The organism is Bradyrhizobium huanghuaihaiense, from assembly GCF_025200885.1.
In the GTDB taxonomy this organism is placed as follows: Bacteria; Pseudomonadota; Alphaproteobacteria; order Rhizobiales; family Xanthobacteraceae; genus Bradyrhizobium; species Bradyrhizobium huanghuaihaiense.
Window position 1 is genome coordinate 3740821 of record NZ_CP104172.1, and the last position, 16735, is coordinate 3757555.

At 65.9% G+C, this 16735-nt stretch carries 18 protein-coding genes and 2 tRNA genes; 13 read left to right on the forward strand and 7 right to left on the reverse strand.

Annotated elements, in window-relative coordinates; all coding sequences use genetic code 11:
* Nucleotides 1-63 precede the first annotated feature (63 nt).
* Nucleotides 64-231, forward strand: a complete 168-nt coding sequence (locus tag N2603_RS17755) for a hypothetical protein (RefSeq protein ID WP_018647153.1) — start codon at nucleotides 64-66, stop codon at nucleotides 229-231.
* Between the two features lie 3 nt (nucleotides 232-234).
* On the opposite strand, the gene N2603_RS17760 is transcribed toward N2603_RS17755, so the two are convergent.
* Nucleotides 235-474 (reverse strand): hypothetical protein, encoded by a 240-nt coding sequence (locus tag N2603_RS17760; protein ID WP_311741470.1) that lies wholly within the window; start codon nucleotides 472-474, stop codon nucleotides 235-237.
* A gap of 201 nt (nucleotides 475-675) precedes the next feature.
* On the opposite strand from N2603_RS17760, the gene N2603_RS17765 reads away from it, so the two are divergent.
* The 6 genes from N2603_RS17765 (at nucleotide 676) to N2603_RS17790 (ending at nucleotide 6595) form a co-directional block, all read left to right on the forward strand.
* Nucleotides 676-2373: a methyl-accepting chemotaxis protein gene (locus N2603_RS17765; RefSeq protein ID WP_260389786.1), complete on the forward strand. Its 1698-nt coding sequence runs from the start codon at nucleotides 676-678 to the stop codon at nucleotides 2371-2373.
* Between the two features lie 249 nt (nucleotides 2374-2622).
* Nucleotides 2623-3342, forward strand: coding sequence for a class I SAM-dependent methyltransferase (locus tag N2603_RS17770; protein WP_018647157.1), 720 nt, complete (start codon nucleotides 2623-2625; stop codon nucleotides 3340-3342).
* 75 nt (nucleotides 3343-3417) lie between these two features.
* Nucleotides 3418-4131: a class I SAM-dependent methyltransferase gene (locus N2603_RS17775; protein ID WP_260389787.1), complete on the forward strand. Its 714-nt coding sequence runs from the start codon at nucleotides 3418-3420 to the stop codon at nucleotides 4129-4131.
* 101 nt (nucleotides 4132-4232) lie between these two features.
* Entirely contained in the window at nucleotides 4233-5474 is a 1242-nt protein-coding gene (locus tag N2603_RS17780) for an outer membrane protein assembly factor BamB family protein (protein WP_260389788.1), read from the forward strand.
* A complete protein-coding gene (locus N2603_RS17785) occupies nucleotides 5467-6060 on the forward strand; it encodes a PQQ-like beta-propeller repeat protein (protein WP_260389789.1) in 594 nt (197 codons plus the stop codon). Before N2603_RS17780 ends, N2603_RS17785 begins: the two co-directional genes overlap by 8 nt.
* Nucleotides 6061-6175: 115 nt before the next feature.
* Nucleotides 6176-6595, forward strand: a complete 420-nt coding sequence (locus N2603_RS17790; protein WP_260389790.1) for a GFA family protein — start codon at nucleotides 6176-6178, stop codon at nucleotides 6593-6595.
* A gap of 370 nt (nucleotides 6596-6965) precedes the next feature.
* Here N2603_RS17790 and N2603_RS17795 read toward each other — a convergent pair.
* Both N2603_RS17795 and N2603_RS17800 read right to left on the reverse strand, forming a co-directional pair.
* Nucleotides 6966-7040: transfer RNA gene (locus N2603_RS17795), tRNA-Thr, on the reverse strand.
* Between the two features lie 168 nt (nucleotides 7041-7208).
* Entirely contained in the window at nucleotides 7209-7661 is a 453-nt protein-coding gene (locus N2603_RS17800) for a hypothetical protein (protein ID WP_260389791.1), read from the reverse strand.
* Between the two features lie 306 nt (nucleotides 7662-7967).
* Here N2603_RS17800 and N2603_RS17805 point away from each other — a divergent pair, with 306 nt between their 5' ends.
* On the forward strand, nucleotides 7968-8453 hold the full coding sequence (locus N2603_RS17805) for a hypothetical protein (RefSeq protein WP_018647160.1): 486 nt from the start codon (nucleotides 7968-7970) through the stop codon (nucleotides 8451-8453).
* 79 nt (nucleotides 8454-8532) lie between these two features.
* Nucleotides 8533-9018: a hypothetical protein gene (locus tag N2603_RS17810; protein WP_260389792.1), complete on the forward strand. Its 486-nt coding sequence runs from the start codon at nucleotides 8533-8535 to the stop codon at nucleotides 9016-9018.
* 188 nt (nucleotides 9019-9206) lie between these two features.
* Here the strand turns inward: N2603_RS17810 and N2603_RS17815 are convergent.
* Nucleotides 9207-9292, reverse strand: a tRNA-Tyr gene (locus N2603_RS17815).
* Between the two features lie 207 nt (nucleotides 9293-9499).
* On the opposite strand from N2603_RS17815, the gene rlmB reads away from it, so the two are divergent.
* Nucleotides 9500-10327 (forward strand): 23S rRNA (guanosine(2251)-2'-O)-methyltransferase RlmB, encoded by an 828-nt coding sequence (rlmB, locus tag N2603_RS17820; RefSeq protein ID WP_260389793.1) that lies wholly within the window; start codon nucleotides 9500-9502, stop codon nucleotides 10325-10327.
* A gap of 9 nt (nucleotides 10328-10336) precedes the next feature.
* On the opposite strand, the gene N2603_RS17825 is transcribed toward rlmB, so the two are convergent.
* Both N2603_RS17825 and N2603_RS17830 read right to left on the reverse strand, forming a co-directional pair.
* Entirely contained in the window at nucleotides 10337-11368 is a 1032-nt protein-coding gene (locus tag N2603_RS17825) for an LLM class flavin-dependent oxidoreductase (RefSeq protein WP_260389794.1), read from the reverse strand.
* 136 nt (nucleotides 11369-11504) lie between these two features.
* Nucleotides 11505-12428, reverse strand: a complete 924-nt coding sequence (locus N2603_RS17830) for a LysR family transcriptional regulator (RefSeq protein ID WP_260389795.1) — start codon at nucleotides 12426-12428, stop codon at nucleotides 11505-11507.
* A 112-nt stretch (nucleotides 12429-12540) separates the two neighbouring features.
* Between N2603_RS17830 and N2603_RS17835 the strand changes: the two genes are divergently transcribed.
* The 3 genes from N2603_RS17835 to N2603_RS17845 are packed head-to-tail and all read left to right on the forward strand — an operon-like array spanning nucleotide 12541 to nucleotide 15660.
* Entirely contained in the window at nucleotides 12541-13899 is a 1359-nt protein-coding gene (locus tag N2603_RS17835; protein ID WP_260389796.1) for an MFS transporter, read from the forward strand.
* Nucleotides 13896-14399 carry a GAF domain-containing protein gene (locus N2603_RS17840; RefSeq protein WP_260389797.1) on the forward strand — a complete coding sequence of 168 codons (504 nt, stop codon included), beginning with the start codon at nucleotides 13896-13898 and terminating at the stop codon, nucleotides 14397-14399. Before N2603_RS17835 ends, N2603_RS17840 begins: the two co-directional genes overlap by 4 nt.
* A 13-nt stretch (nucleotides 14400-14412) precedes the next feature.
* Entirely contained in the window at nucleotides 14413-15660 is a 1248-nt protein-coding gene (locus N2603_RS17845; protein ID WP_260389798.1) for a metal-dependent hydrolase family protein, read from the forward strand.
* 38 nt (nucleotides 15661-15698) lie between these two features.
* Here the strand turns inward: N2603_RS17845 and N2603_RS17850 are convergent, their stop codons facing one another.
* Nucleotides 15699-16679: an NADPH:quinone oxidoreductase family protein gene (locus N2603_RS17850; protein WP_260389799.1), complete on the reverse strand. Its 981-nt coding sequence runs from the start codon at nucleotides 16677-16679 to the stop codon at nucleotides 15699-15701.
* Between the last annotated feature and the right edge of the window lie 56 nt (nucleotides 16680-16735).

Below are 16735 nucleotides of genomic sequence, written 5' to 3' on the forward strand. Positions count from 1 at the left end.
GAATCAAGGAGGTAATCCTGCAAGGGGATTGCATAATTTTCCCGGTCGCCCGACAGTGGGCGGATGGATGCCGGGAAAGAAGAAGAGTCGCTCGAAGTGGAGGGCTTGAGGCTTGTGCGTGCCTTCCTCTCGCTGCCGCCCGACAAGCGGGCGGAGGTGATCGCATTCGTCGAGGAGCTGGCCCGTATTCATGCCCAGGCCGAGGAGGCCGAAGGCACGCCGGCGAGGTGAGCTCTATCGCTCGCGCGGTTTGACGTTCGGCACGAAGGGCGCGCCGACCACCCGGACCTCCAGCGGCGCAGCGACATCGGCAGAGTTTCTCTCCGCGACCTGCCTCTCCGGCGTCCGTCCAAAGACGGGCTCGAGCAGCGCAAGCGTGCCGGCCACGATGGCGCAGCAAAGCGTCACCGCTCCCAACAGAAACATGTTTCGATCTTCTTCCCGGATTCGCATCGGGCCGAAAACGATCGACACGGAGGATTGGTTCCGGTCGGCTGGGCGCCACCAGATGCCGGCAAAATGCGCCCAAGCTTACGCGAAGCTTACGGGCGGGCAGCGGAAGGTTATTTTTCCGTAAGACGACCCGGCCATTTGGCATCAAATCTTAACGTCCGCCGGGTTCCAATGCACGTTGCTGGGATTACGCCCTGCCCGAAGAATCATTGGACGGCTGAGATGAGCTTTTTGAACAATCTGAAGATCGTGTGGAAGGTTGCGCTGATCGTGGCCGTGATGGGCTGCGCAATGATCGCCGTCGCGGGCTTCGGCACGCGCGAACTCTCCGCGACCGTCGACGGGTTCAGCGAGCTCGCTGCCGCGCAATCCTCCGCCCTCAACCTGACCCGCGCCCAGCGCCGCGCCGAGACCTATCACGCGGCGCTCTATGCGGTCTTCACCGAGGCGACGGAAGCGGGCAACGGCGCCCGCCTGAAGACCGCGAACCAGAACCGCAACGAGATCGGTCAATACCTCGACGCGGCGGAGAAGGACGATCCGTCCCGCGCGAGCCAGATCAAGAGCATCGGGGATCAGCTCAAGGCCGCGTTCGTCAGCTGCGATCCGGTGCTCCAGGCCGGCGCACAGGCGAGCAGCGTGGAGGAGAACGCGAAGGCTGCCGAACGCGCGCACAAGGAGTGCGATCCGGTGCTGGACGCAGCACTCGCACGCATCGTGCAGTTCGTGACCGACACCGCGCAGGCGGCGGGCAAGCGCAAGGAAGCCATCAACCGCGATGCCCGGTCTGCGACCTGGACCGTGATTGGCGTCAGCGGCGGCGGCCTGATCCTCGGAATTGCCATCGCGCTGTTCATCGGCCTCAAGGCGATGTCGCAGCCGATCGCTCGCCTCAAGCTCGCCATGGAGGGTCTCGCCCGCAACGATCTCAAGATCGAGGTGCCCGAGAAGGAGCGCCGCGACGAGATCGGCGACATGGCCAGGACCGTCGAAATCTTCAAGACCAACGGGCTCGAGGTCGAGCGGCTCAAGGCGGCGCAGGCCGAAGCCGAGAAGCAGGCGGCCGAGCAGCGCCGCCGCGACATGATCAACCTTGCCGACGGCTTCGAGCGGGCGGTCGGCGAGATCATCGAGACGGTTGGATCGGCGTCCACCGAGCTCGAGGCATCGTCCTCGACGCTGGCCACCACCGCGCATCGCGCGCAGGAGCTGACTTCGGTCGTCGTCGCCGCTTCGGGCGAAGCCACCGGCAATGTGCAGTCGGTTGCGACCGCGACGGAAGAACTGTCGTCTTCGGTGAACGAGATCAGCCGCCAGGTGCAGGAATCGGCGCGGATGGCGGGCGAAGCCGTCACCCAGGCACGCACCACGACCGAGCGCGTCAGTGAGCTCTCGGTCGCCGCCACCCGCATCGGCGACGTCGTCGAGCTGATCAACACCATTGCCGGCCAGACCAACCTGCTGGCGCTGAACGCGACGATCGAGGCGGCGCGCGCCGGTGAGGCCGGCCGCGGTTTCGCGGTCGTTGCCTCCGAAGTGAAGACGCTGGCCGAGCAGACCGCGAAGGCGACCGGCGAGATCAGCCAGCAGATTTCCAGCATCCAGACCGCGACCCAGGAATCGGTGAACGCCATCCGCGACATTTCCGCGACGATCGAGCGGCTCTCGGAAGTGTCCTCGACCATCGCTGCGGCGGTCGAGGAGCAGGGCGCGGCGACCCAGGAGATCTCGCGCAACGTGCAGCAGGCGGCCCACGGCACCCAGCAAGTCTCCTCGAACATCACCGACGTGCAGCGCGGCGCCGCCGAGACCGGCTCGGCCTCCTCGCAGGTGCTCTCGACCGCCAAGATGCTGGCGAGCGACAGCAATCGTCTGAAGGACGAAGTCGGAAAATTCCTGCGCACGGTGCGCGCGGCGTAAGCCCAGCGCGGCGGCTGTCGCCCGCCGCGCCGATTGCGCCTATTGCGGCAGCAGTAGTGCAAGAACGATAACGAACAGCATGGCCGTCATGATGACGGCCGTAGCCGCACCAGCGACCATCTTGGCCTTTTCCTTGGCGGTGGTGGGGCGCATGGGAAGCGCATGCTACCTCATGTTGAACTTCGGTCCAATCTGTGGTCTGTAGCCGTCCCCGCGGCGCTACGCGCCGCGCCCCTTCGAGGGCAGCCCATGACCGAAGATGTTGGCGACGGCTGGGCCGCGTCTGCGGCCGCCTGGATCATCGAGCAGGGCGAAGACGGCGACTATGGCCGCCGCTTCGTGCTGGATGCGCCGATGCGTGCGCGGATCGAAGGACGCGGTTTCCGCAATGCGCTCGACGTCGGCTGCGGGGAAGGACGCTTCTGCCGCATCATGCAGCGCGCCGGCATCCGCACCACCGGCATCGATCCGACCGAGGCGCTGCTCGCGCGCGCCAGGGAGCTGGACCCCGGCGGGGATTATCGGCTGGACCGCGCCGAGGCGATGGATTTCGATGCGTCCTTCGATCTTGTCGTCAGCTATCTCAGCCTGATCGACATGCCCGATCTCGCCGCGGCGATCGCGAAGATGGTGGGGGCGTTGCGGCCGGGCGGCACGCTCCTCATTGCCAACCTGACCAGCTTCAACACCGCGGGCCAGCCCGACGGCTGGACACGCGACCGCGAGGGCGACATGCGCTTCGCGATCGATCACTACATGGACGAGCGCCCGATCTGGGTGAGCTGGAGCGGAATCCGGATCCAGAACTGGCATCGTCCGCTCAGCACCTACATGACGCTGCTGCTCGGCCAAGGGCTCCAGCTGCGCCTGTTCGTCGAGCCGGAGCCGACAGGCGGTGACCCCGGCAGGAATGCCTTACATCGCCGCGTGCCCTACTTTCACGTGATGGAATGGCGGAAGCCGGCTTGAGCGGCGAGGCCGGTGATTTCTGAGGCTTGACCTGTAGACTGTGCTCGCCATGGAAACTGGAATCGGAATCCTCTCATGATCCCCGATCGTCCTCCCGTGCTCGCCCACGAACGCTTCGTCGCCGACCGCGACAATTTCGCGGGGCTCGATCTCGCCGCCCGGTTCGAGCGGATCGAGCGGACCAACCTTTGGGGCGCGGCGAGTTCGGTCTCGGGCCTCGGCTCGGAGGATGTCGCAACGAGCGCGATCCGGGAGGCGCTTCCTGCGCTGCTGCAACGGCTCGGCGTGCGCTCGCTGCTCGATGCACCCTGCGGCGATGCGAGCTGGATCGGCCACATGAAGCTCGATCTCGACTACACCGGCATCGACATCGTGTCGTCGCTGATCGCGGCCAACAGCGAGCGCGCGGCGCGCGGTGAGCTTTCCGGTCGTTTCCTCGTCGCGGATATCACGCGCGATGCGCTGCCGCCCGCCGACCTGATCCTGTGCCGCGACTGCCTGGTGCATTTGAGCTTCGCCAACATCGCGCGGGCGTTACGGAATTTTCGTGCGAGCGGCGCGCGCTTCCTGCTTGTCACGACGTTTCCCGAATGGGACGGCAATCGCGATTGCGAGGACGGCGACTGGCGCGCCCTGAACATGGAGCAGGCGCCGTTCAACTGGCCGTCGCCGCGCGAGCTGATCAACGAGCGCTGCGAGGAGGGCAATGGCGGCTGGCGCGACAAGAGCCTCGGCCTCTGGCAGCTCGATCGACTGCCCGATCATGTCGGCATTGCCACGGATGTGTGACAGGCGCAGGTCGAACGTCCATTGCGCAGGTGATCGTCCCGGCGATAGACTTTCGGTTGTGCAGCGATCTCGTATCGCGATGACCCCGCCGGAGCTCACCCATGAGAGCAAGTGCCGTCCTGGCCGCGTTGTTGACCTGGTGCTGCGCTCCGGCCCTGGCGCAGCAGCAGGACGGCGCCGCGCTCTACGCCGCGCATTGCGCGCAGTGCCACGAGGGCGATGCGCAGAGCCGTGTACCGGGCCGCACCGCCATGCAGGCGATGTCGTTCGATCATGTGCTGGGGACCTTGACCTCCGGCAGCATGGCGGCGATGGCGAAGGACCGTAGCGAGGCGGAACGCCGCGCGATTGCCGCCTTCGTCACCGGCAAGACCGCAGGTGGCGGCGTTGCAGCCGACGCGGAAGGCCGCTGCGCGCAGCAGCTCAGCGGCTTTCCGCAGGCCCTCGATGGTCCGCACTGGAACGGGTGGGGCGTCGACCTCAACAACAGCCGCTTCCAGCCCGCCGACATGGCGGGGCTGACGGCGGAGCAGGTGCCGCACCTGCGGCTGAAATGGGCTTATGCGTTTCCCGGCGCCTCGGTGTCCTTTGCGCCGCCGACCATCATGGGCGGAGTGCTGTTCATCGGCGGCACCGATCGCAAGGTGCATGCGCTCGACGCGCGAAGCGGCTGCACGCTGTGGACATTCGCGACAGACGGGGCCGTGCGCGCCGCGATCAGCTTTGGACAACTTCCAGGCTCCGACCAGTTCGTCGTCTTCTTCGGCGATTTGCGCGCCAACGCCTATGCCGTGAACGCGCTGACCGGCGCGCTGATCTGGAAGACCAAGGTCGAGGAGCATGCCGCCGCGCGCATCACCGGCGCGCCGACGTTGCATTCCGGCGTGCTCTACGTCCCGGTGTCCTCGCTCGAGGAAGCCGCCGGCTCGCAACCCAGTTACGAATGCTGCACCTTCCGCGGCAGTGTGGTGGCGCTGCAGGCCGCGACCGGCAAGCTGGTGTGGCAGGCCTATACGATTCCCGAGGTGCCGCATCCGACGAGCAAGAATGCGAGGGGCACGCAGCTGTTCGGTCCGTCCGGCGCCGCCATCTGGTCGGCGCCGACGATCGATCCGAAGCGTAACGCCGTCTATGTCGCCACCAGCAATTCCTATTCGAACCCGCCGGCCGCAACCGCAGACGCGATCCTCGCTTTCGAGCTCGGGACCGGGAAACTGCTCTGGAAGCAGCAGGCAACGCCCAAGGATCGTGGCATGCTACGGCGCGGACAAGACCAATTGTCCCGACGATCACGGGCCCGATCACGATTTCGGCCAGTCGCCGATCCTTGCGACCTTGCATGACGGCAGGCGCGTGCTCGCCATCGCGCAGAAATCCGGCGTCGTGCACGCGCTCGATCCCGATGACGGCGGCAAGATCCTGTGGCAGACGCGGATCGGGAAGGGCGGAGCGCTCGGCGGCAGCGAGTGGGGCTCGGCCGCGGATGGTGAGCGCATCTATGTCGCCAACTCCGATGTGCGCTTTACCCGCGACGGAACGCGGCAACTCGATTCCACGCAAGGAGGAGGTTTGTTCGGCCTCGACCTCGCCAGCGGGAAGATCGCAATGGAAGTGCCCCCGGTCCCCTGCGGCGACCGTCGTCAATGCAGTCCCGCGCTCTCGGCGGCGGTGAGCCTGATCCCGGGCGTGGTGTTCTCCGGTAGCGTCAGCGGCTTCCTGCGCGCCTATGCCACCGACGGCAAGCTGCTTTGGGAGTTCGACACCGCGCAGGATTTCAAGGCCGTGAACGGCGTCCCCGCCCATGGTGGCGCGATCGACGGCCCCGGGCCGGTCATCGCAGGCGGTATGCTCTACACCAATGCCGGCTACGGCCAGTGGAGCGGCGTCGCCGGCAACGTGCTGCTGGCGTTCGAGGTGGGGACGGAGTGAGGGCGTCACTTTCCCCTCGCTGCGTCCGGGACCCGGCTCGAGCTTGCCTCATCGACGACGGAGGGTGAGCGGCGCTGCTCTTTCAATTTGCATTCGGCAATGGGAGGCAAATTCGATGATCGAGGCCAGATGCAGTTGCGGCGCTGTTTCACTTTCGCTTCCGGGACCGACCAGGCTGGTCGCGGCCTGTCATTGCATCGACTGCCAGCGGCGAACCGGCGCACCGTTCGGTGTCGGTGCGTTCTACCCGGTCGAAGCCGTCACGATCTCCGGTGCGCCGAAGGAGTACGTTCGCGCCGCCGCAAGCGGGGGTGGGGTCCGCTTCTATTTTTGCTCGGACTGCGGCTCGACGGTCTGTTGGAAGGCCGACAATCTGCCTGACATGATCGGCGTTGCCGTCGGCGTCATCGCGGACCCGGATTTTCCGGCGCCCGCCAGATCGGTGTTCGAGCAATCGAAACATGCCTGGGTCGAGATCGGCGGCACGGCCGTCGAGCACTTCGAACAGAGCAGTGCGCGGAAGAGTTCAGGCTGAGGCCGCAGGCATCGAGCGCTGGTGCCGGCGCGGCCGGTGTTCGATCAGGGACGCTGCCTTGCGTTGGACGGCGTTCCTGTTGTCTGTATCGGTTCACCGGGAGCACGGTCCAGCGGCGGGTGAGGCCTGGCAAGTCCGACCGTTCCGGGAGGAGCGTCGTTGCTGGCGGTGCGGGTATTGACGCGCTCCAACGTGACTGTCGATGCAACCACAATGGCGATGGCCAAGGCGACAGCGGATAGGGCTAAGGCTGCTCGATCATTCGGGTCCATCGCTAGACCTCCGCGAGACGGCTCTATGCTGAGGGAATAACGCCGAACTGATGATTTAGTTCTCGTGTCAGGCCACGACGAGGTGTCGGCTAAACTAATGGTGCCGGCTGAGGGGATTGAACCCCCGACCTTCGGTTTACAAAACCGCTGCTCTACCGCTGAGCTAAGCCGGCGACGCTGGAAAGCGGGCAGGGCCGGCATGCGCCGGGGCTGTCCGCCTGTGCGCGCCGCAATATCAGACTTGGGTGGAAAGTGCCAGAACCCGAAGGCGGCATCGCACCGGCATGAAACAGGCGGCCCATTGGGCCGCCTGAAATCGTTCAACCCGATGGAGAAGGGCCTTACTGGCAGAGGTGCCGCCGGCCGTCTTCGCCCTTGACCCAGGTGCCGGGCCTGCAGACGATGCCGTTACGGGCCGCATAGGCGTCCCAATTGCCGTTCCAGCCGGCGCCGCCGCGGTCGTAGCTCGCGTAGGAATTACCCCAACCCTGGAATGGCGCGGCGGCGACCGTTGCTGCGGTTCCGACCGCTGCGCCAGCCACTGCGCCCGCCGTATCGAGCGGCCAGAAGCCCGATTGCCGTCCATCGTTCGGATTCACCTGGTTGCGGGCCATGTGGCGGCGGCGATAGGCGCGGTCGGTGGTGGAATTGGCGGGACCGAGATTCTGGCAATTGGGATCCTGGAATAGCCCTGTGCAGCGGCCCGCATTGTCGACCGTCGTTTGCGCGAAGGCCGGTGTTGCCAGCGTGGACGCGACGATTGCGGCCAAGCCAAGAAGCCTTGGGCTCGTCATGGCATTTTCTCCATGTTGTTGAGACCTGTGCTAAGTGCGACCTCTGGCAGTCGTTCCGCGGATTCTCGCCTGCAGGGTCACATCGACGTGAGCCCGCCCAGGATGTGAGGTTTGTGCCACGCAACCTTGCTCGCTCCGGCACGTGCCGTGCGTTTGCGCCGCGTTAACGCTTCGCTAGCGCGCCTTCCGGCATTTGAGCGGCCATCGATCCTTACGCGTTAGGCTTACCGGAATTTGGTGAGCAGGCCTTAACCCTCTCCCTGTTGCGATCGGATAGGTTGTGTTCCGGATAACCGGGGCCTTCTCATGCGCGCTGTGGCGCTCGCTGCCATTCTGATCGGACTGCCCGCGACGGCGTTGGCCGGCGGCGGTTTCGACATTGTCGTGCCCGGCCGTCCCGGCGTGCCCATCATCATCAACAACATCGATGCGTCCTACACCGTCGTCGAAGGTGTCTGGGGCCTGGGCAAGAACATCCAGGTGCAGCCGACGATCTATGGCGGACGCTATATCGCCGAGCGGCAGCCCTCCGACGTCGGCCATTATTATCCGACGCTCGGCTTGCGGCCCGGCTACGGCCGGCTCGAGGTCGAGCCGCCCGCGAACCGCAAATTGCCCAAGCCTGCCGAGAGCTACCACCAGAGCTGGGGCGCGTCGTCCGCGCCGCTGCCGGCGCAGATGGACGTGCCTGTCGATCCGCCGCCGGTGATCTACGCGCCTGAGATCAACGACCGTCCGCGGCGGCCCCGGCCTCGGCCGCACGTAGAGATCCCCGGCAAGCCGCCGGGTTAAGAAGCGTCAAAATCCAAGACAAGATCCAAGACAAGATCCAAGACAAAATCCAACAAACGGAAATCAACAGGAGAGAGTAATGCGTCAAATGATTTCGGGACTGGTCGCGGCGGCTGCCGTGATGTTCGTCGGGGCTGCGCCTGCCGCGGCCTGCGGCTTCAGCACGTGCGCGCCGGTTGCACCGGTCTATACCGGCTGCAACACCGGCTGCGGCGGCTATGGTTATGGCTACGGCTACGGCGCCTATGAGCGTCTCGCCGAGCCGACCACGCAGTACTATTACGTCAACCAGGGCCCGACCTACACCGGCCCGGGCGCCTTCGCGCCGTATCCGACCTATCGTGAGGACGCGGTCGTCGCGCCCGCCAATTACGGCTACGGCTATGGCTATGGCTATCGCGCCGCGTCCTATCACCGCCCGTACTACCGTCCGTATCGCTACGGCTACGGCCCGCGCTACGGCTATCTGCCGCGCACGCACTACGGCTACGGCCCGCGCTATGGCTACGCCCACCGTCACGCGCCGTATTACGGCGGTCACCGCGTGCTGCGCCGCTATTACTGATCTCTGATCGGTTGAGATTTGCGAGGCGCCCGTTCGCACGATGCGGACGGGCGTTTTGCTTTTCTGTTTTGCGCTTGGCCGTCAGCCCGCCTACGCCTACCGGCTACGGCGTGGCAGCCTTCGCTCGCTTCGCTTAATGATGTTCTGAACTGGCTTGCCTAGCCGTAGCTCGCGAAGCGAGCGAAGGCTGGTGGGGGAGGCAGGACTCGAACCTGCGAAGCCATGAGGCGGCTGATTTACAGTCAGCTCCCTTTGCCACTCGGGACACTCCCCCGCTCGACGGCAGCACAATCGGGCCGGACCTTGCCGGCGGACCGAAGACGGCCATGGAACGTGAAGGCCGCGACAGCCCGGATGGGGGCGCGACCGGGCGCGTTTATGGGCGAAGCGGTGGGGCAAAGTCAACCGAGGCGAACAGCTAAAATCGCCCCTGAAGGCACCCAAATTGCCATATTCCGGCACCCGTGACACAAGCGAGCCCATGAAGGACAAAAAATTCGCCCCGAAGGGCTCCCGCGGCGGGGCTAAGCCCTTCAACAGGCCCGGAAAATCGGCCGGCCGCCCGGCTTGGCGCGACCGCGATTCGCATGGCGACGGGCCGGTCATCCTCTATGGCTGGCACACCGTCACCATGGCTCTGGCCAATCCTGCGCGGCGGATCCGCAAGCTGACGCTGACCGAGAACGCCGCCCGGCGGCTCGCGGAGGAGAACATCGAGACCCGCGTCACGCCCGAGATCGTCCGGCCCCAGGAGATCGACCGCCTGCTGTCGCCCGACGCCGTGCATCAGGGCCTGCTCGCCGAAGCCGATCCGCTGCCTTCGCCCGACATCGAGACCCTGAAGCAGGAAGGCATGGTGCTGGTGCTCGACCAGATCACCGATCCGCACAATGTCGGGGCCATCCTGCGCTCGGCCGCAGCCTTCGCGGTGAAGGCGATCGTCACTACGGCGCGCCACAGCCCGGAAGCCACCGGCGTGCTCGCGAAAGCCGCCTCGGGTGCGCTTGAGCTGGTGCCAATGGTGACCGTGCAAAACCTCGCCCGAGCGCTGACCGCGCTCAACGCGCGCGGCTTCCAGACCGTCGGCCTTGACAGCGAAGGCACCGAGAACCTTTCGGACGTCGCACTGCGCGAGCCGCTTGCGCTGGTTCTCGGCGCCGAGGGCAAGGGCCTCAGGCAATTGACCCGCGAGACCTGCAGCGTCGTGGCGCGGCTCGACATGCCGGGCGAGATCAAGAGCCTCAACGTCTCCAACGCCGCCGTACTCTCGCTCTATGTCGGCGCAAGCCGGCTTGGGCTGATGAAGTAGCCTCGAGGGCTACCCCATCATCTCGCGGACCAGCGGCACCACCTTCCGCCCATAGAGCTCGATGCTCTTCATCAGCTTCTCGTGCGGCAACGGCCCGGCAGAATATTTCAGCTGGAACCGCGAAATCCCGAGCGCCTTCGCGGTCTTCGCGATCTTGCGCGCCACGGTCTCCGGCGAGCCGACATAGAGCGAGCCGTGCTCGGCCTCACTGACGAATTCGTCGCGGCCCATCGGCGGCCAGCCGCGCTCCTTGCCGATGCGGTCGCGCATGGCCTTGTAATCGGGCCACAGCTCCTCGCGCGCCTGTGCATCCGTCTCGGCGACATAGCCGGGCGAGTGCACGCCGATCGGCTGCGCCGGGCGGCCGAACTCCTTGAAGGCGCGGTGATAGAGATCGACGTAAGGCGCAAAGCGCGCGGGATCACCGCCGATGATCGCGAGCATCAGGGGGAGGTCGTAATGTGCGGCGCGCACCACCGATTGCGGACTGCCGCCGACGCCGATCCAGGTCTTGAGCGTGCCGTTCTCGACCGGCGGATAGACGAGCTGGTCCTTCAGCGGCGGGCGCAGCTTGCCCTGCCAGGTCACCGGCTGCTGCGACAAGAGTGCCACGAACAGGTCGAGCTTCTCCTCGAACAGCTCTTCGTATTTGCGCAGGTCAAAGCCGAACAGCGGAAAGGATTCGGTGAACGAGCCGCGGCCGAGGATCACTTCGGCGCGCCCGTTGGAGAGCGCATCCAGCGTGGAAAAGCGCTGGAACACGCGGATCGGATCGTCCGAGCTCAGCACCGTCACGGCCGAGCCGAGATGGATGTGTTTTGTGCGCGCAGCGATCGCGGCGAGCACGGTCTCCGGCGAGGAGATCGCGAAATCGGCGCGGTGATGCTCGCCAAGGCCAATGAAGTCGAGCCCGAGCTCGTCGGCCAGCACGGCTTCGTCGACGACGTTGCGGATCACCTGGGCGTGCGGAAGCATAGCGCCGGAGGCGTCCCTGGTGACGTCGCCAAAGGTGTCCAGTCCGAATTCGAGCGGTGCGGTCATCGGTGAGGTCTCTGCGGGGCGCGAAAGGCCCGTCATGGGAGGGAAATAGTTGCCGTGCACCTATGGCGGGGAGGCGGCTCCGACAATGCTGATCCGGGAAAGGCATCGTTTCCGATTTTTCATCGAACCGGTGGGCTCAGTCGGATCTGGCGAACATCTCGACCAGGGTCTCGCGCAGCCAGCGCTGCGCCGGCACGGTGTCGTTGCGCTGGTGCCAGAACAGGCTGACGATGCGCGGCGGCGCCTTGAGCGGAAGCGGCATCGCATGCAGGAGCGGCGCATGCCTTGATTGCGAGCGCAGGTCGCTCGGCAGCACGGCGATCAGGTCGGACTGGCGCACGACCTCATAGGCCGCGCTGTAATGATTGACGGTGGCCACCAGATTGCGCGACAGGCCGCGCGAGGCGAGGAAGAGGTCGTAGGACGGCATGGTCTTGCCGGCGAGGCTCACGTCGACATGTCCCGCGTTGAGGAAAGTGCGCGTGCTCAGCCGTTTCTGGGCGGCGAGCGGATGGCCGCGTCGCATGAAGCAGGCGTAGTCGACCGTCCACAGCGAACGCGAGCGAATGGCGGCCGGCTGTTGCGCCTCGTTGACATAGACGCTGAGCACGCAGTCCACTCTGTTGTCCTCGAGCTGGTCGGCGATCTCGACGACGGTGTTGGGCACGGTGTGGACGCGCGACTTCGGCGCAACCTTGCCGAGATGGGCGAGCAGGTTCGGCATCACCAGCGAGGAGACGTAGTCCGACATCGACAGGCTGAATTCGGTCTGTGCACGTGCGGGATCGAACACCTGCTCGTCGAGCGCACCGCGGACGCTTTCCAGGGCCTCGCCGATCGGCTCCCACAGCACCACGGCGCGCTGGGTCGGACGGATGCCGGTGCCGGCGCGCACGAACAGGGGATCGCCGAGCGCATCGCGCAGCCGCGCGAGCGCGTTGCTGACGGCGGGCTGGGTCATCCGCAACGCATTCGCCGCGCGCGTGACGCTGCCCTCGGTCATCAGCGCCTCGAAGACTTTCAGGAGGTTGAGGTCGAGCGCGCGGAACGACACGAACATTCACCATAGTGATATATCAGATCATGATTATAAATTATGACGATAATGTCACTTTGTCTATGGTTCCCTCCCGAGCGGCGCGCCGGGCCCGTGACATCAGAGGGGGACTTTCATGTCGATGATATCGGCGCGCATCGAGCGCCTTCCGTTCGCACGCTTCCACACGCATCTGCTGCTGATGGGCGGGCTCGGCTACATGTTCGACGCGATGGACGCGGCGGTGCTGGCCTTCATCCTGCCGGTGCTGCGCACGGCGTGGAATCTGACGAGCGTGCAGATCGGCGTGCTCGGCAGCAGCACCTATATCGGCTTTCTGTTCGGAGCGTTGCTGGCGGGCACGCTGGGCGATCTGATCGGCCGCCGCGCGGTGATGATGTCGGCGCTGGCGCTGTATTGCGCGGCCTCCATCGTCAGCGCGATGGTCGACACATGGCCGTCCTTCTTCGCCGCGCGCGTCGTAGCCGGCATGGGCACCGGCGCGGAGAGTGCGATCATCGCACCTTATCTCGCGGAGTTCGTGGCGCGGCGTTACCGCGGCAGCTTCACCGGCGCGCTCGCCGGATTCTTCTCTTTCGGCTTCGTCGCCGCAGCCTTGCTCGGCTACTTCATCGTTCCCACCACCGACAACGGCTGGCGCATCGTGCTGGTGATCACGGCAGTGCCGGTCGTCATGCTGCTGTGGTGGCGCAGGGCGCTGCCGGAATCGCCGCGCTGGCTCGAAAGCCGGGGCAGAGCCAAGGAAGCCGAAGCCTTGTTGGACAGGATAGAGGCGGGCTTTGCGCGCGAGGGCCATGCCCTGCCGCCGCCGGTGGTCGAGGCCGCGGCGCCCACAGGAACAGGCGGGACGCTGCTCGCCAATTTCGCCGCGCTTCTGGCGGGCCGGCAGGCGCGCATCACCATCATGACCTGGATCATGTGGCTGGCGATCACCTTCAGCTATTATTCCTTCTTCGTCTGGATCCCCGGCCTGCTGGTCCAGAACGGCATGAGCATCACCAAGAGCTTCGCCTATTCGATCGCGATCTATTGCGCGCAGATTCCCGGCTATTTCAGCGCCGCGTATTTCAACGAGCGCATTGGCCGGCAGGCGACGATCGCGACCTACATGGTGCTCGGCGGCGCCAGCGCGCTCGGGCTTGCCTTCGCACAGAGCGATCAGCAGATCATGGCGGCGGGAATTCTCCTGTCCTTCTTCATGAACGGCACCTATGCAGGCGTCTATGCCTACACCGCCGAAGTGTTCCCGACGCCGGTGAGAACCACGGGCGCAGGCCTTGCGTCGGCGATCGGCCGCATCGGCGCGATCGTGTCGCCGATCCTGGTCGGCTATCTCTATCCGAACTTCGGCTTTGCCGGCGTGTTCGGCATCACCACCACCGTGCTCGTGCTCGGGGCTGTGACGGTCGTGCTGATGGGCGTGCCGACCCGCGGCCGCTCGCTTGAGGAGATCGCGGCGGGTGAAGTTGCATGACCCGGCCGAAAGTTACGGCTGATCCGTTGCTCTGCGCCGTCGCGGCGGCGCAGGGCAGGGCGGATCAACCGGATGCGCTGTTCGTGGCGCTGGACCAAGCCATGAAGTCGGCGATCGGACACAAGCTGTTCACGATCCTCACCTATGACGAGGCGACCGGCGAGGTGGCGCGGCTCTACTCCAATCTGCCCGGTCCGTATCCGACCGGCGGACGCAAGCGCCTCGCACCGGGCCCGTGGACCGAAGCCGTGCTCGACCGTGGCGAGGCCTATATCGGCTATACGCGGGACGATCTGCGCACCGTCTTCTCCGACCATGAGCTGATCGCCTCGCTCGGCTGCGAGAGCGTGCTCAACATGCCCGTGCGCTGGCGCGGGCGCACGCTCGGCTCGCTCAATCTGCTTCACGAGGCGGGCTGGTACGGCGAAGATGATGTCGCCGCGTGCCTTCCCTTTGCCCAGCTCACCTTGCCGGCGTTGCTCGCGCCGGCCGATCTCTGACAGGACCGTTGCGATGCCCAGCATCCTCTTCAAGAACGCCGCTCTGCTCGACCCGCTCCAGCCGGACCTGCTGGAGGGACAGCACGTGCTGGTCGAAGACAATCTGATCAAGGAGGTCTCGGACCGGCCGATCCAGGTCACCGCCGATCGCACCATCGATCTCAAGGGCAAGACGCTGATGCCCGGCCTGATCGACCTTCACGTGCACGCGATCGCGGTCGAGCTCAACCTGGCGCAGCAGGTGCACATGCCGAACGTGATGGTAACGCTACGCTCGACGCTGCTCTTGCGCGGCATGCTGCGGCGTGGCTTCACCACCGTCCGCGATGCCGGCGGCGCCGGCCATGCGCTGAAGCAGGCGATCGACACCGGCCTGACCGACGGTCCTCGCCTGTTCGTCTCCGGCCGCGCGCTCAGCCAGACCGGCGGCCACGGCGACATGCGGGCGCGCTCGGATTACCTCGCGAGCGACGCGCCATGTCCCTGCTGCGTGCGTGTCGGCGCGCTGGCGCGCGTTGCCGACGGTGTCGACGGTGTGCGCAAGGCCGCGCGCGAAGAGCTCCAGATGGGAGCCGACCAGATCAAGATCATGGCCTCCGGCGGCGTCGCGTCACCGACCGATCCGGTCGGCGCCTTCGGCTACTCCGAGGACGAGATCCGCGCCATCGTCGAGGAGGCGCGCGGGCGCCAGACCTATGTGCTTGCCCACGCCTACACCGCTGCGGCGATCGAGCGCGCGGTCCGCTGCGGCGTGCGCACCATCGAGCACGGAAATCTGGTTGATGCTCCGACCGCGCGGCTGATGGCCGAGCAGGGTGCCTATGTGGTGCCGACGCTCGTCACCTACGAGGCGCTGGCCAACGAGGGCGCCCAATATGGCCTGCCGCCGGAGAGCGTGGCCAAGATCGCCGATGTCCGCGACGCCGGCCTGCGCTCGCTCGCGATCTATCGCGACGCCGGCGTGAAGATGGGGTTTGGCAGCGACCTGCTCGGGCCGTCGCAGCGCCTGCAGAGCGACGAATTCCGCATTCGCGCCGAGATCCTCGGCCCGCGCGCCGTCATCGCCAGCGCGACATTGATCGGCGCCGAGGTGCTCGGCATGGAGGGCAAGCTCGGCCGCATCGTGCCCGAGGCGCTGGCGGACCTGCTGGTCGTCGACGGCAACCCGCTACGCGACGTCGCCTGCCTGCTCGGCCAGGGCGAGCACATCCCGTTGGTGATGAAGGCGGGGAAGGTCCAGTTCGACAGGCTGGGCGCGTAATCACCGCCACATCCCGCGCATCCGCGCGCCGATGCGTCCTATTTCGAGATGCGTACGACCATCTTACCGAGCGCCCCGCGCGTCTGCATGGTCCTGAACGCTTCCCGGAAATCGTCCAGCGCAAAGACGCGACCGACTACAGGCTTGAGCTTGCCCTCGGCCAGCCAGCCCGTCAGTTCCGACATCAGGCGCTTCTGCACCTCGGGCTCGCGCGTTGGAATCTGCGCGAGGTCGACGCCGAGCAGGGCGCCACCTTTCAGCAGCGGCAGATTGAACGGCAGCGCGGGGATGGCACCGGCGGCGAAGCCAACCACCAGATGGCGTCCGCGCCAGGCGATCGAGCGAAAGGCCTGCACCGAGATTTCGCCGCCGACCGGATCGAAGATCACGTCGGCGCCGTGTCCTCCAGTCAACTCCTTCAGCGTGTCGCGCCAGCCGGTCTGCGTGTAGTCGATCACAGCGTCGGCGCCGTGTTGTTGCGCGAACTCGCGCTTGTCCGGTGTCGATGCCGCTGCGATCACGCGGGCGCCGAGCAGCTTGCCGATCTGCACCGCCGCGATCCCCGTACCGCCAGCGGCGCCCAGCACCAGAAGCTGTTCGCCTGCGCAGAGCGAGGCGCGTGTACTGAGCGCATAGAGCGCGGTCAGGTAATTGGCGCGAAACGAGGCGGCGACCTCGGCCGCGACGCCGTCCGGCAGGGGATAGAGCGCCGCGGGCGTGACGACGATCTCTTCGGCAAGCGCGCCCGAGCGCGTCATCCCCATCACGCGCATGCCGGGTTGATAACCTCCCGGCCTGCCCGGGGCTTCGTCCACGATCCCTGCGAACTCCGTTCCGGGGATGAAGGGAAGGGGGTCCTTGGTTTGATAGAGGCCTTGGATCTTTAAGCTATCGACAAATCCGATTCCCGCTGCCTCCACCCGAATGCGTAGTTGTCCGGGCTCCATGAGCGGATGAGGAATATCCTTCAGCTCGATTTGATCGATGGGCGCGTATTGTTCGACGACGACGGCTTTCATGTCGGATCCCTGTTGTTCCGGTTACTCTAACAGGTTCCTGGACCAGCCTCTTGTGT

Bases quoted from the DNA above. Each gene is read 5' to 3' on its own strand.
- N2603_RS17755 (WP_018647153.1), top strand. From the start codon at position 64: ATGGATGCCGGGAAAGAAGAAGAGTCGCTCGAAGTGGAGGGCTTGAGG.
- N2603_RS17765 (WP_260389786.1), top strand. From the start codon at position 676: ATGAGCTTTTTGAACAATCTGAAGATCGTGTGGAAGGTTGCGCTGATC.
- N2603_RS17770 (WP_018647157.1), top strand. From the start codon at position 2,623: ATGACCGAAGATGTTGGCGACGGCTGGGCCGCGTCTGCGGCCGCCTGG.
- N2603_RS17775 (WP_260389787.1), top strand. From the start codon at position 3,418: ATGATCCCCGATCGTCCTCCCGTGCTCGCCCACGAACGCTTCGTCGCC.
- N2603_RS17780 (WP_260389788.1), top strand. From the start codon at position 4,233: ATGAGAGCAAGTGCCGTCCTGGCCGCGTTGTTGACCTGGTGCTGCGCT.
- N2603_RS17790 (WP_260389790.1), top strand. From the start codon at position 6,176: ATGATCGAGGCCAGATGCAGTTGCGGCGCTGTTTCACTTTCGCTTCCG.
- N2603_RS17800 (WP_260389791.1), bottom strand. From the start codon at position 7,661: ATGACGAGCCCAAGGCTTCTTGGCTTGGCCGCAATCGTCGCGTCCACG.
- N2603_RS17805 (WP_018647160.1), top strand. From the start codon at position 7,968: ATGCGCGCTGTGGCGCTCGCTGCCATTCTGATCGGACTGCCCGCGACG.
- N2603_RS17810 (WP_260389792.1), top strand. From the start codon at position 8,533: ATGCGTCAAATGATTTCGGGACTGGTCGCGGCGGCTGCCGTGATGTTC.
- rlmB (WP_260389793.1), top strand. From the start codon at position 9,500: ATGAAGGACAAAAAATTCGCCCCGAAGGGCTCCCGCGGCGGGGCTAAG.
- N2603_RS17825 (WP_260389794.1), bottom strand. From the start codon at position 11,368: ATGACCGCACCGCTCGAATTCGGACTGGACACCTTTGGCGACGTCACC.
- N2603_RS17830 (WP_260389795.1), bottom strand. From the start codon at position 12,428: ATGTTCGTGTCGTTCCGCGCGCTCGACCTCAACCTCCTGAAAGTCTTC.
- N2603_RS17835 (WP_260389796.1), top strand. From the start codon at position 12,541: ATGTCGATGATATCGGCGCGCATCGAGCGCCTTCCGTTCGCACGCTTC.
- N2603_RS17840 (WP_260389797.1), top strand. From the start codon at position 13,896: ATGACCCGGCCGAAAGTTACGGCTGATCCGTTGCTCTGCGCCGTCGCG.
- N2603_RS17845 (WP_260389798.1), top strand. From the start codon at position 14,413: ATGCCCAGCATCCTCTTCAAGAACGCCGCTCTGCTCGACCCGCTCCAG.
- N2603_RS17850 (WP_260389799.1), bottom strand. From the start codon at position 16,679: ATGAAAGCCGTCGTCGTCGAACAATACGCGCCCATCGATCAAATCGAG.